At 43.9% G+C, this 13,117-nt stretch carries 12 protein-coding genes; 7 read left to right on the top strand and 5 right to left on the bottom strand.

Annotated features, from left to right (window positions below):
• Nucleotides 1–288: 288 nt before the first annotated feature.
• The 7 genes from MSG36_RS18015 (at nt 289) to lepB (ending at nt 7,553) form a co-directional block, all read left to right on the top strand.
• Nucleotides 289–900: a hypothetical protein gene (locus tag MSG36_RS18015; protein WP_017070446.1), complete on the top strand. Its 612-nt coding sequence runs from the start codon at nt 289–291 to the stop codon at nt 898–900.
• The gene (locus MSG36_RS18010; RefSeq protein ID WP_012604427.1) at nt 900–1,889 is read left to right on the top strand and encodes a biotin/lipoyl-binding protein; all 990 of its coding nucleotides are present in this window, start codon (nt 900–902) and stop codon (nt 1,887–1,889) included. Before MSG36_RS18015 ends, MSG36_RS18010 begins: the two co-directional genes overlap by 1 nt.
• A gap of 330 nt (nt 1,890–2,219) precedes the next feature.
• A complete protein-coding gene (locus tag MSG36_RS18005; RefSeq protein WP_248369143.1) occupies nt 2,220–4,196 on the top strand; it encodes an alkyl sulfatase dimerization domain-containing protein in 1,977 nt (658 codons plus the stop codon).
• Nucleotides 4,197–4,417: 221 nt separating this feature from the next.
• Nucleotides 4,418–4,906, top strand: coding sequence for a hypothetical protein (locus MSG36_RS18000; RefSeq protein WP_248369141.1), 489 nt, complete (start codon nt 4,418–4,420; stop codon nt 4,904–4,906).
• A 308-nt stretch (nt 4,907–5,214) separates the two neighbouring features.
• The gene (locus MSG36_RS17995; RefSeq protein WP_050650264.1) at nt 5,215–6,288 is read left to right on the top strand and encodes a WYL domain-containing protein; all 1,074 of its coding nucleotides are present in this window, start codon (nt 5,215–5,217) and stop codon (nt 6,286–6,288) included.
• Nucleotides 6,289–6,676: 388 nt separating this feature from the next.
• Complete coding sequence (locus MSG36_RS17990; protein WP_050650265.1) at nt 6,677–6,919, top strand: hypothetical protein; 243 nt, start codon at nt 6,677–6,679, stop codon at nt 6,917–6,919.
• Nucleotides 6,906–7,553 (top strand): signal peptidase I, encoded by a 648-nt coding sequence (gene lepB / locus MSG36_RS17985; protein WP_248369140.1) that lies wholly within the window; start codon nt 6,906–6,908, stop codon nt 7,551–7,553. Before MSG36_RS17990 ends, lepB begins: the two co-directional genes overlap by 14 nt.
• Before the next feature lie 83 nt (nt 7,554–7,636).
• On the opposite strand, the gene cyoE is transcribed toward lepB, so the two are convergent.
• The 5 genes from cyoE to cyoA are packed head-to-tail and all read right to left on the bottom strand — an operon-like array spanning nt 7,637 to nt 12,422.
• On the bottom strand, nt 7,637–8,506 hold the full coding sequence (gene cyoE / locus MSG36_RS17980) for a heme o synthase (RefSeq protein WP_086970421.1): 870 nt from the start codon (nt 8,504–8,506) through the stop codon (nt 7,637–7,639).
• Between the two features lie 8 nt (nt 8,507–8,514).
• The gene (cyoD, locus tag MSG36_RS17975) at nt 8,515–8,826 is read right to left on the bottom strand and encodes a cytochrome o ubiquinol oxidase subunit IV (protein ID WP_016786088.1); all 312 of its coding nucleotides are present in this window, start codon (nt 8,824–8,826) and stop codon (nt 8,515–8,517) included.
• Nucleotides 8,826–9,443: a cytochrome o ubiquinol oxidase subunit III gene (cyoC, locus tag MSG36_RS17970; RefSeq protein ID WP_016786087.1), complete on the bottom strand. Its 618-nt coding sequence runs from the start codon at nt 9,441–9,443 to the stop codon at nt 8,826–8,828. The genes cyoD and cyoC overlap by 1 nt, the downstream gene beginning before the upstream one ends.
• Nucleotides 9,433–11,520: a cytochrome o ubiquinol oxidase subunit I gene (cyoB, locus tag MSG36_RS17965; protein WP_248369138.1), complete on the bottom strand. Its 2,088-nt coding sequence runs from the start codon at nt 11,518–11,520 to the stop codon at nt 9,433–9,435. The genes cyoC and cyoB overlap by 11 nt, the downstream gene beginning before the upstream one ends.
• 5 nt (nt 11,521–11,525) lie before the next feature.
• Nucleotides 11,526–12,422, bottom strand: a complete 897-nt coding sequence (cyoA, locus tag MSG36_RS17960) for a ubiquinol oxidase subunit II (RefSeq protein WP_081228834.1) — start codon at nt 12,420–12,422, stop codon at nt 11,526–11,528.
• Nucleotides 12,423–13,117: the final 695 nt, after the last annotated feature.

The raw sequence follows: 13,117 nt of genomic DNA, 5'->3' as shown, positions 1-13,117 counted from the left end.
AAGACAATAGCTAAAAGAACGAGTCTAATATTTCGTTCAACAGTGCATCGTCATTCAACCTGCGTTTCAGGCTAACAATAAGAATTGGTTTGTAGGGAAGCATATTCGCTTCTTGATACCGAGAATCGGTTGTCTGGACTGAGTAGTATCACTTTAAATACCATCTATTACTTTTGTTTATTATGCGCACCAATCTACCCACATAATAGACATCTACTTTTTAAGATGTCGTTAAAAGTTAGACTTCTAGGCTGCAAATTCTCTCTTCTTATTGATGTAGGTTGAGATATGAACTTTATTAAAATCGTTTTCCAGAAAATCTGGGCCGTTGTGATGGTCTTGATTAAATTCTGCCTGTTTATGGCGGTGATGTTTGCTGGAGCATGGGCTCTTGCACCATTAGGCACAATCCATTCTAAAGACATCGACATGTCTCAATTCAACAATCATCCCAATGAAATGATGATGAACTTCTTCCAGATGGAGTCCTTCTCTGGTTACTTGTTCTCAGTGACCATTGCTGTGGTTTTAGCCGGTGTTTACGGCATGTGGCAGTTGCATGAACTGGGTGTGCATAAAGCAAAAGAGCACAAAAGCGCTCACGTTCAGATCGTGTTTGCACTGTCACTTTGCGGACTCTTCATCAGCAAAACGTTCTGGGTTATCGCTTTGGTTATCGCATTGGCGAACTGGAAACATATTGGTCAATCACTGAGTGATGTGATTCGCCGTGGTGTTCAGCCTAAACAAGATACGACCAATACAGAGACAGCCGCAGTCCACGTATCACCTGAACAACCGGTAACAGAGCCGTCTTCAGTAGAGCAATCTTCAAAAGAACAGGCTTCAGAAGAAAAGACTCCAACAACACCATCCGCTACAGAAAAAGAGGTCGCATAATGAAAGAGATGATGATCCCATACATCCTAATTGTATGGTCACTGTTTGCGACAGGCGCACTTAAGAAGAACTTCAAGAACTACACATGGGCTGCCATTGGTGGCGTAACGATTCTTGCGGTATTAGCGGTAATCTCTCGCTTGTGGGCACCCGTTGATTTAACCAACTCAACCACAGTGAAAGCACCACACGCGGTGATGTCACCTATCTTTGGCCAGCAGATCGACCAAGTGCTTGTTGAGCACAACCAAATGGTTAAAGAAGGCGACGTAATTTACACACTCGTCGACATTGACTCAGCCGCAGACAAAGCAAAGATCGAATCTTCAATTGTTCAGAAAGAAGAAGAGATCAAGCAAATGAATCGCGACTTAGAGCGTGCTGAAACGTCACCTGAAATCTTCAATATGCGTGACGTAGAAAAGTACGACTCTGATCTTCGAGTGCTGCACGCTGAACTTGTGTCGTTAAAAGCCGATCTACAAAAAGTAAATTGGGCGCAAGAGAAAAAGACCATTAGAGCTGAGTTTGACGGTCAGGTTTCGATAGTGAACATTGCTGAAGGTTCTGTTATGGGTAACATGCACCTCTACAACACCAGCAAAAAATTCCTTGAGATGCGTATTTCAGACCAAACTTATGGCTATGTTCAAGTAGGAGACTTCGCTGAGTTCTTCGTTGATGCATACCCAGGCCACGTGTTCCGAGCAAAAGTACACAGCTTTAATGCCGGTACTGGTGAGTCGAGTATTTCTCCACTTCAGGGGCCACAAAGCGTCGGTCAACACGTGGTAAGAAACGGCAATGGTTTAGGTCGTACTATCGTACTTGAGATCATTGAACCAGAAGGTTACAACATCCCTATTGGTTCAACTGGCGCGGCTTGGATCTCGGCTGAGAAGCCGCATCCGTTCTGGGGCTTCATTGATGTAATCGGCGCAGCAACGGTTCGCCTACAATCTTACAAGTCATACTTAGGTGCTTGGTAAGCGATTAAGCTCTTGGTAAACGATTAGCTCTTGATAAGCAATTAAGTATTCAATGATTTGGCTGTTATTCACTCGTATCACAGCCACTCATGAACTAGCGACTAATTGTAAAACAAATGCCCTGAATTTCAGGGCATTTTTGTATCTGTTGCAAGCTCGACTGACTAATTGATTTAGATCAAAACAAATCGCCAATACAATCATTGGATAAATAATATATCGAAAAAACGATGAATTGAAATCTTATTAGCGCGTAGATAGCGACCTCCACCACCTCTATCATTTGGCTCAAGAAATCCAATTCCTGTATCCAAATATAAGGTCACTACCATGACTAATACATTCAAAAAAATGGCGCTTCCTGTTGCTATTGCGAGCACTCTACTTGCTTCTGGTTTTGCATCTGCAACGCCAACTGTAGAAGCGACATCGAAAGTCGGCCAAGAACTTCAGACGGCAAATGCTGCGCAATACCAAAACATTGATCTTGATGCTCGCTACAAGAGCGAGGTTCTATTCGAACACAAATCAAACATGTTCTGGGGAAAAGGCGAACGTATTCAAGTTGTTTCTAAAACAGGCGATTCTCTAGCTTACACTGCTGAGTCTGACCATGTTCACCCAATCCTCACCAAGCATGGTCGTAAAATGGACCAAGCAATCATCAAAGTAGATGACAACGTATATCTTGGTTACGGTTTCGGTCTAGATACACCCGTCATGATTGAAGGTACGGACGGCATCATCATTGTTGATCCAGGCGAGTCGGTAGAAATGGCTCAATCGGTTAAAGAGCAGTTCCGTCAAATCACCGACAAGCCGGTTAAAGCAATCATCTATTCTCACAACCACATCGACCACATCTCTGGTGTGCGTGCATGGGTTACTGACGAAGAAGTGGCATCAGGTGAAGTAAAAATCATCGCTGAAGAAGGCCTAACCGCTGCCGTGGCTAACTGGTCTTCAAACCTAGGTACTCTATTTGGTCACCGTACTTCTTACACAGGTGCTAAGCACGTAGAAGAAGGCGAGCACGGCACAGTAAACGACGGCCTTGGTCCGCGCTTCATGCAAGGTGCTATCTCGTTCATCGAACCAAACCTGCTTGTACCAAGCCAAAGCCACATCGAAATCGAAATTTCTGGCGTGAAAATGCACATCGAGAACGTGCCATCTGAAACTAAAGATGAGTTAGTGGTTTACTTCCCAGATCAGAAAATCCTGCACGCGGCTGAAGTACTTCAAGGTGAGAACTTCCCTAACCTTCACACTATCCGTGGTACTAAATTCCGTGACCCATCAATGTGGTTCAAGGGCATCGACGTAATGCGTAAGTTCGACACTGAGATCATGATTAACTCTCACGGTCGTCCTGTTGAAGGTAAAGAAGCAGTAGCTGACGTACTAACGGCTTACCGTGATGCGATTCAATACACTCATGACCAAACTATCCGTTACATGAACAAAGGTATGACGCCAGACGAGCTAGTTGAAGTAGTTAAACTTCCTAAGCACCTTGCAGAACACCCTTGGTTAGGTGAACACTACGGTACTGTTGCACACGCCGTGCGTCAGATTTACGTAGGTTACAACGGTTTCTTCGAAGCGGATCCATGGCAGCTAGAGCCAATGGCTTACGAGCAACGCGCTAAAGCATTCGTAGAGATCATGGGCGGTCGTGACAACATCCTTACTACTGCACAAGCAGCAATTAAGGCTGAGAACTACACATTTGCAGCAGAAATTCTTTCTTACCCAATCACGGTAAACAAGCAAGATATGGAAGCTCGCGAAATGAAAGCACAAGCTTACAAAGCATGGGCTGCAGACCAAGTGAACATCAACTGGCGTAACTGGGCGCTTAACGCGGCTGCTGAACTAGAGAACAAACGTGACTTCTCTAACATGATCAGCTTCGCTTCTGTTGACGTTCTTACTGCACTACCAAGCAAGCAGATCTTCGACATGATGACTTCAACGCTTATCGCAGAAAACTCGTTAGACGTGAACATGATGCTAACGTACAACTTCTCTGATACGAACGAAGCATTCACTATCGAAATTCGCAACGGTATTGCTCAGTTACACGAAGAAGCAGTGAAAGGCGCAGACGTTCAAATCGACACCACTCGTGCAGTATTGAACCAAATCTTGATTGCGGGTCCAAACGCTCAACAAGTGATTGGTACCAACCTACAGTCTGGTGCATTCAAGTTCTCGAACGGCGACATCAAAGGCTTCGGTCAATTCATGAGCTACTTCGATAAGGCAATGACTCCAGAAGAGATCATGCTCATCGTTCGCTAATAGCGAGCTCGAACGGTCACTCTTTGGCGATAGATCTTCGACGATGGCTCTTTGACGAAAGCTACTTAGCAAACAATCTCGCTAAATAGCTATCAATCGATTCGCTGACCGTTACATGGACGACAAACAAATACAGGGACCCTTTGTGGTCCCTTTTTTTATCGTTAGGTTCGGCTGCTGCCGTCAGCTTCTTAACCCTGTTATAGGTCTCGATAACCATTATGTTAAAACGATTTGCTTTGATTCTTTCACTCACCTCTTCACTCACGTTTGCCTGTGGCCTTCACCAAGATACCGGGTTTAGTTTAGTGACAGAGCCCGGTTCACTAGAGGTGTTTGGCAACGTCATCACAGCCAGACAAAACAATGAATTCAACAACCTCAATAAACCGGATCACTTTCGACTCTTTGCCATCAAGGCTGCGCTTTCGAAGCCCCACCCAAGCAAAATTGAGTTCAACTTATTCGAAGCAATTAAAGGTCATTACAGCCAAGTGAAACTTGAGAAGGGCGTCGATGTGTCAGGCAGAGACACTTTGCCTACTGAAGAAGATCTACTGTTAATTACTGAATTAGATGTGTTCGATGCGCTAGCAACTGGCACTATATCTTGGGATCACGCGACACTAAACGGCTTAGTGATCATCAACGGCCCACAAGATAAACGAGAACAGCTTGAAGATTGGCTTGGTGATATTTTTGGAAAGTAGTTCGATCTCCTATTCGTATTTACTCCCCCGTTCAATTTGAGACAACAAACAAAACCCAACATAACTAAAGCTAAGTAACAATAAGCAAGAAAACTATTTATGGGAGCAATGTTTTATTTTTGAAACAAAACCCATCAACTTCGAACAAAAAACAACCCAATTACAATCAGTTACAAAATACATTACAAAACTGATGTTAAAACCACCTGTTTCATTAAGTTCTACATACAAAGTGTGATTTTCTACCATTCTTTGAAATATTTTTGTGATTAAATACGACAAATTTCAATCAAAGGTGGAGAGATAACATGTCTGCAAAAGCATTCGGTGACTTTTACTGTTACTTGCACTGTATGAATTTACTTTCAATTAAAGAGCATGGGATAACACCAAAAGAGTACCTGGATGATGTGCGCAAAGAGCCTTTTTACTATCGTGGAGACACCTCCAAAGAAGCGCAACAAAAGTGGGCGGAGAGAATTTTGGAGTCGATCTACAAATATCACGGTATTCAAGGCGACGGTCCAAACGGACATAATGATCTCTTGATACGAGAAGGTATCGCATCAAAAGCCCGCTACAAAATAAGAGAAGGCGCTGAATTCGATGTTAACCCGGGATTACATGAATCAATAGCAATACTCAACACCATCGGTAGCCAATTACTTGAACGAGTTCTACCCGCGGCAGGGTCTAAACTCAGCAAAGCATTAACACTGCTTTCTAGGTCCAAGAATGTATCCAATACAGCACCTTTTAAGATGATAATCGGCAGTTATGACCTCATTGCTCCTGCCGCAGATTACACAGTACTAAGCAAGCTAGAGAGCGCACTAGAAAACCGTCTTGTGGTTTCATTTGAGTACGAAGGAAGTCGTTGCGAAGTCGATCCTTATGCTTCATTTGTTTACCAAAGGAGCTTCTATCTTGTCGGTCTAGAGCGCTATAGAAAAAGCACTGAAAGTAGTTTGATGCTCGGCGATTATCGTACTTACAAGGTCCATAATATTAACAATCTTGAGGTTCACTCTACTCAGAGCTTTTCAATGGGTAATCAAAAAGACTTTTGCCTCCATGATTTCCTCTCATCAAGCAATGGTAAAATGGTTAATGGTGGCGAAACCTGTGAAGTAGTCTTAAAGATGAAAAGAGACACTGATGGCTACAACAAGTTTGTAGATGAATACAAACTAAGTGAATGTCAAAAAATAGAAGAGATCGCTGACAATCATTACATTGTAAGAGCTCAAGCTCGTGATAGCGTAGTTTTCAAAAGCTGGCTCATTAACAACGCCGATTGCGTTGAAATTCTAAAACCACTACAACTACGTACTGATGTGATACAAGACATTAAGCACGCTATGAGCGTCTATGCACATTAAATTTAAAAACCACCATATATGAAGTTCAACATTGGATCCTCCAATATCAATAACCATTAAATATAGTAATAAGTTCAACAATAAACAAAAGTAATTCATAAAGTAGCATTCAACTAAAATAAAAGTTAACGGTATTATTTTTAGCTATTTTCTATTTTAGACAGAAAATGTCAGATTTTATTGTCACAATACTATTCTCACAACAAATAAAATTAGGCTTAGCTGTGATATACAAAATAAAAAAATCATTTATTGATGAACTTTATCACCTTAATTATAAATCAAACAGTTTAGTACATCGTCTTCCTTTTTATTGGTATAGACCTTTAAAGGTATTAAGTCGACTACTCGCATTGCCTGTTATCTTATTTTTCATGGTGTAAAAATAATGAACCGTAATTTATCAAAGGTAGAATGGATTCTGCTGGCCATAGCTGCAATATTCTTAGGTTTAAGCTTATTCCTCTACTACTCACTCTGTAAAAATCTATTCTCTGGCGGATTCAATGACATCATTGAAATCATTGTAGTTCTGGGGCTTTTTTACTGCTCATTCATTGCAGCAAACTACAGTATAACCATGCTCGCTGAAAAATACTGTAGTCGGAGAAACCGCTATGAAGAGCTTTAAGTTCCTTCTCTCGGTATCCACTTCGCTTGCATTTTGGATATTCGCACTATTTTATTTCTTCTCAAGCTCGATTAATACCAATACGGGGCTAAGTATGGCTCCTACTTTTGAAGGTAAATACTGGACAACAGTAAATGGGGTTAGACCCGGGCGATATACTCCAGAACATGGTGATGTAATTAGATTCCGACACCCACCTAAGCACCGAAGCGAAAATATAACCTTTAGAAAGCGGGTAATTGGTATTCCAGGCGATACAGTCACGTTAAAGAATGGCTACCTTTATATCAATGATAATAAGATGTCACATGGAGTGACCAAAAAAGAAGATGGATTTTTCTATATAAAAGAAAAAATAGGTAATAGTAAATATAATGTCAGGTATCTAAAAGAAGATTCAAACATACTTGAAGACAATATTTCTTGGCATGTACCAGAAGGAAAGCTATTTGTTCTTGGCGACAATCGAGACTACTCCTACGACTCAACCTATGAGAGTTTTGGTTATGTCGATATAAATAGCGTTAATGGTGTCTATAACAAAGTCCTGCTCAATGTTGCCAATGGAAATCGTAAATTCAATTGCTCATTAACGATGGCAACGAACTACACGCCTTTTCATAGAACTTGTTAGAAACCGCCCAGTAGCGAGCCAATAATGATAATAAAAAACCGAGCTATTTAGATAGCTCGGTTTTTGACATACTTGCCATTTACCTACAAGAAAGGCAGTGGAATCAACTCCAGCCCCAGCACACCACTGATGCTCATCACCACCAACAGTGACACCTTAAACACGGTCTTTGACCACTGGATGTAGTTGAGGCAATCGACTTTGCGGAATGTCACTTTGGTCCACATAAAACAGACTGCCGCCGACACAGCTAGGTATTCATAACCTGCTTCTCCGAGTAGGAACAGCGCCAATGAGACTGCGCCAAACGCCACCACATAGGCTTTCATGTGTTTATGTGCTTTGTCGACGCCCTCTTTCACCGGTAACACGGGAATGCCTGCATCGCGGTAGTCTTGAATGCGGAACATCGCGATCGCGTACGAGTGTGGCATTTGCCATAAGCAGAACATCACAAACAACAATACTGCTTCAAGGCTGATGTAATTCGTCACCGCCAAGTAACCTACCAACGGCGGAACTGCGCCCGAAATACTGCCGACTAAAGTGCCGTAAACCGATGTACGCTTGTACCACATGGTGTAGAAAAAGACGTAAAACACATAGCCAAGCAACACCATGACCGCAGAGATCGGATTAGCGAACTGAAACAGAAGCGCTGTGCCTGAGAGCAGTAAAACCAAGGCATAAACGAACGCTACGTCTGTATTGATGTTGCCCTGAACCAATTCTCGATTTTGTGTGCGCTTCATCTTTTGGTCGATGTCTCGATCAAAGATGTTATTCACCACACAACCTGATGCAATCACAAGTCCCACACCCGCTAATGTTGTCACTAACAACATCGCATTGGCTGGTTCTGTTTTTGCGGCGAGGAAGAACCCCGCCGCAACAGAAATCAGGTTGCCGAAAATGATGCCCGGTTTGGTGATAGACAGATATCTTTTCAGCATACCCTAGCCTACAACTTCATGTTGACGTTCATGTTGTAGATGATCCATACCGAGCCAGCGATAAGAATCAATACAACAATGGCGGTAAACATCAATGACACCAAGTTCCAACGTCCATCGGAAGATTTCGCTTCCATGTGCAAGAAGTACTTAAAGTGGACAAAGATTTGTACCAGCGCACAACCGAACAAGATCACATAAGTTTCCGTGCTTGGTAGCGCATGTGCCCACACGATGTAGAACGGAATAATGGTGAGAATCAGTGACGCAATAAAGCCTTTCACATAATCCGTTGCACCGCTGTCTAGATGCTGTTCCATTACATCACCCCCATTAAGTACACGATGGTAAATACACAAATCCAAACGATATCAAGGAAGTGCCAAAACAAGCTTAAACACTGGAAACGCATCGACATGTTGTCGTTCAATCCTTTGGTTGAAAGCTGGTGATACGCCACCGCCATCCAGATCAGACCGAACGTTACGTGCAAGCCGTGTGTGCCAACCAAGGTAAAGAACGCGGAAAGGAACGCACTCTCTTGAGGACCATAGCCTTCTGCAATCAAGTGATGGAACTCATACACTTCCATACAGATGAAGGCTAAGCCCAATACGAAAGTCACTTTGATCCAGCGTTTCAGTCCTAGAACATCTTTACGCTTCATTGCAATCATGCCAAAGCCAAAGGTGATGCTACTGAACAGCAGCATCATGGTTTCGACAAACACGAACGGCAGTTCAAAGATGTCTTTACCTGTCGGCCCTGCGATTGATCCACTCTCAAGCACGGCATACGTCGCGAAAAGCGTGGCAAACAGGACACAATCACTCATCAAGTAAACCCAGAAGCCAAACAACTTGTTGCCCGCAGCTTCGTGGTGATGATCATGCGAATGTGCAAGATCATAAGTGTGTGACGGAGTATTAGCTTGCATACGTCGTCTCCAAATCATCTTTATTGTCGTTATTACCACTATCAGCATCACTGTCAGCGCTGTTACCACGGCCAGAATGGTCGCCTTTCACTGACTGTTTCTTTGCTTCTGCAAGCTGCGCACGTCGAGCGGCTTCAATCGCTTTGATCTCTTCAACTTCCACGTAGTAGTCCACATCGTCGTTGTAGCTGTGTTGAATACACGTCACTACGATGCCCACTAAGCTTGCAGCCGCTAGCCACCAGATGTACCAGATCATTGCGAAGCCAAATGCCAACGCCCATGCAGACACATAAATGCCTGTCGGTGTGTTCTTCGGCATGTGAATACGTTCGTATTCTTCTTCCTGAGTTGGGTCAAACTCACCACTTTGCTTTTGATACCAGAAGGAATCGATCTCATCGCCCTTAGGCAGTTTTGCAAAGTTATAGAACGGTGGTGGTGACGATGTTGCCCATTCGAAGGTACGTCCGCCCCATGGGTCACCGGTTAGATCTCGGTTGTGGTCGCGGTCACGAACACTCACGTAAATCTGAACGAATTGACACACCACACCCATCGCAATCACGCCCGTACCTGCAGCCGCAACCGCCAGTAGAGGGAAGAACTCAGGGTTGATGTCTTGGCTCAAACGACGCGTCATGCCCATAAAACCTAGAGCGTAAAGCGGCAAGAACGCCATCAAGAAACCAATGATCCAGCAGTAGAATGCGCGTTTGCCCCAAAGCTCGTTCAGAGTGAAGCCGGTCGCTTTCGGGAACCAGTAACCAATCGCAGCAAAACAGCCGAACACGACGCCACCGATGATTACGTTATGGAAGTGAGCAATCAGGAATACCGAGTTATGCAGAATGAAATCTGCGCCCGGAACTGCCATTAATACGCCCGTCATACCACCAACAGTGAAGGTGATAAGGAAGCCCACAGTCCACATCATTGGTGTGGTGAAGCGGATACGACCTTTGTACATGGTAAATAACCAGTTGAAGATCTTAACCCCGGTTGGGATAGAGATAATCATGGTTGCGATGCCGAAGAAGGCATTCACATTGGCGCCAGAACCCATGGTGAAGAAGTGATGCAGCCAAACCACAAACGCTAAAATAGTGATAGCCACCGTCGCCCATACCAGCGAGGTATAACCAAACAGTTTTTTGCGAGAGAAGGTTGCAGTCACTTCAGAGAACACACCGAAGATAGGCAAGATCAGGATATACACCTCAGGGTGTCCCCATGCCCAAATCAGGTTCACATACATCATCACGTTGCCACCAAGGTCATTGGTGAAGAAGTGCGTGCCGATGTATCTATCCAAAGTCAGTAACGCAATGGTCACAGTTAGGATTGGGAAAGAGATGATGATCAGGATGTTGGCACACAGCGATGCCCAAGTGAATACAGGCATCTTCATCATTGGCATAGATGGAGTACGCATGCGCAGAATAGTCGCGAAGAAGTTCACACCCGTTAATGTGGTACCCACACCGGATATTTGCAGCGCCCATATCCAATAATCGACCCCGACTCCCGGGCTCGCCTCAATGCCAGACAGCGGCGGATACGCCAACCAACCCGTACGGCCAAACTCACCTAAGCCCAGTGACATGTTGGTTAGAATAATACCCACTACAAACAGCCAGAAGCTCAAGTTATTCAGGTAAGGGAATGCAACATCACGAGCACCAATTTGCAGCGGCACGATGATGTTCATCAAGCCGATAACCAGAGGCATCGCTACGAAGAAAATCATGATCACGCCGTGAGCCGTGAAGATCTGGTCATAGTGATGTGGCGGTAAATAGCCCGCCTCACCAGCTGCAGAAAGCAATTGCTGACTGCGCATCATGACCGCATCAGCAAAACCACGAACTAACATCACCATCGCAACCGCAATGTACATGAAGCCCAGTTTTTTGTGGTCTACAGAGGTAAACCATTCATTCCAGAGGTATTGCCACTTACCGGCTTTAGTGACCGCGTACACCACTAAAGCACCCACCAAAGCGATCATGGTTAAGGTAACCACAATAATGGGTTCGTGGTAGGGAATTGAGTCTAGAGTTAATCTTCCAAACATGACGATTATCCTTGGGTTTCCGGCAGACAGTTCATTGAACCAGGGTGCTGGGTCACGACATCAGTGAATAAAAATGGTGGGATACTAGAAAACAGCGTCACAGGTTCAGCCACACTTGGCGCGGCCAATGAACGGAACTGCTCCCAATCTTCGATGCGATCAGGACTTGCTTTCACTTTCTCTACCCAGTTTAAAAACGCCACTTGATCAGGCATGGCCGATGCGGTGAATTTCATCTGAGAGAACCCTTTGCCACTGTAGTTCGAAGCAAAGCCTTTGAAGTCACCTTCGTGGTTTGCAATCAAATTCAACTTAGTCACCATTCCCGGCATCGCGTAGATCTGCGAACCAAGACGCGGGATAAAGAACGCGTTCATGATGTTGTCTGAAGTCAGCTTAAACGTCACCGGAACATCTTTCGGGAACGCAACATAGTTAACCGTCGCAATGTTTTGCTCCGGATAGATGAACAGCCATTTCCAGTCCAGAGAGACCACTTCGATCACCATGGGTTTAACGTCACTTTCCAGAGGCTTTGATGGCTCCAGTTCATGGGTTGTTCGCCAAGTGATGGTGGCTAGAATCGCAATAATGATGATTGGAATTGTCCATACCACTATTTCAATTTTGGTTGAGTGCGCCCAGTCTGGTGCATACTCTTCCGTGGTATTGCTTTCGCGGTATCGGTAAGCAAAGTAGATGGTCATCAGAATTACTGGGATGACGACAATCAACATCAGCAACAGAGCCGTGATAATCAGCTCTTTTTCCTGAACGCCAACGCTACCTTTTGGGTCGAGCAATGCGGAGTTACATCCTTCGAGCATCAGAATGGTTCCCAGCAAACCAATCTTCGACAAACTTGTCCTCGATAAAATGCGTTTATATCTTGAAGCTTCCATTAACTTTCTCGATGGTTATCCAGCCTCAGAACGAACGCCTAAGTACTGGTTGTCATGATCATTAGAATATTTATGTGTTGAGCATGTGAAACGCCGCATCTCAAAAAGCAATGCAATAGAGCCCGTTACCGCTGGGTTAAAACCACACAGAAAACATGACTTAATTGTTACACTTTGAAATACATTGTTACATTTGGCGCATTATGAAGAGTTGAATTTGAAAGCTCACCAAACAAACTTGGAAACTAACCTTCCATTTATGGATGCGAAAACTAAGAAGTAGAAGAGGTTAAGACACACACCAGCAGCGTGCTACATGGGTGGAGCCAGTGCTGACAAGGGATTTAGAAAAAGCAGATAAACACTCGCGCGTCACCACAGCTCAGGGCAAGTTCAAGGTACATTAGAAAGAGCGAATAAATAGAAGTGTGACGCCCGTCAAGATTGTGAATTCACATACCATTTACAAGGTATTCACTGGTTAGATTATTCAAAACACCCACTCATTCACCAGAAAGATAACCAATCATTCATCGATGCACTAATGTGACGAATTGAAAGAATATAATGACTAACAGAAAGAGTATTGTGGCTAACAGAAAGGATAATTTGACTAATTGAGGGCGTAATAGCGGTGAAAGAACAACAGAATGGTAGGAATTGGGATGAATTTATCGAGAATAACAACACCATAA

It is taken from the genome of Vibrio sp. 1CM8B (genome assembly GCF_023161685.1).
Lineage (GTDB): Bacteria > Pseudomonadota > Gammaproteobacteria > Enterobacterales > Vibrionaceae > Vibrio > Vibrio coralliirubri.
This window is presented reverse-complemented; position numbering and strand designations above follow the sequence as displayed.

What these genes read in the sequence shown, in the direction of transcription:
- cyoB (WP_248369138.1), bottom strand. Translation starts at nt 11,520, where the DNA reads ATGTTTGGAAGATTAACTCTAGACTCAATTCCCTACCACGAACCCATT.
- lepB (WP_248369140.1), top strand. Translation starts at nt 6,906, where the DNA reads ATGAAGAGCTTTAAGTTCCTTCTCTCGGTATCCACTTCGCTTGCATTT.
- MSG36_RS18015 (WP_017070446.1), top strand. Translation starts at nt 289, where the DNA reads ATGAACTTTATTAAAATCGTTTTCCAGAAAATCTGGGCCGTTGTGATG.
- MSG36_RS18010 (WP_012604427.1), top strand. Translation starts at nt 900, where the DNA reads ATGAAAGAGATGATGATCCCATACATCCTAATTGTATGGTCACTGTTT.
- MSG36_RS17995 (WP_050650264.1), top strand. Translation starts at nt 5,215, where the DNA reads ATGTCTGCAAAAGCATTCGGTGACTTTTACTGTTACTTGCACTGTATG.
- cyoA (WP_081228834.1), bottom strand. Translation starts at nt 12,422, where the DNA reads ATGGAAGCTTCAAGATATAAACGCATTTTATCGAGGACAAGTTTGTCG.
- MSG36_RS18000 (WP_248369141.1), top strand. Translation starts at nt 4,418, where the DNA reads ATGTTAAAACGATTTGCTTTGATTCTTTCACTCACCTCTTCACTCACG.
- cyoC (WP_016786087.1), bottom strand. Translation starts at nt 9,443, where the DNA reads ATGCAAGCTAATACTCCGTCACACACTTATGATCTTGCACATTCGCAT.
- cyoD (WP_016786088.1), bottom strand. Translation starts at nt 8,826, where the DNA reads ATGGAACAGCATCTAGACAGCGGTGCAACGGATTATGTGAAAGGCTTT.
- cyoE (WP_086970421.1), bottom strand. Translation starts at nt 8,506, where the DNA reads ATGCTGAAAAGATATCTGTCTATCACCAAACCGGGCATCATTTTCGGC.
- MSG36_RS18005 (WP_248369143.1), top strand. Translation starts at nt 2,220, where the DNA reads ATGACTAATACATTCAAAAAAATGGCGCTTCCTGTTGCTATTGCGAGC.
- MSG36_RS17990 (WP_050650265.1), top strand. Translation starts at nt 6,677, where the DNA reads ATGAACCGTAATTTATCAAAGGTAGAATGGATTCTGCTGGCCATAGCT.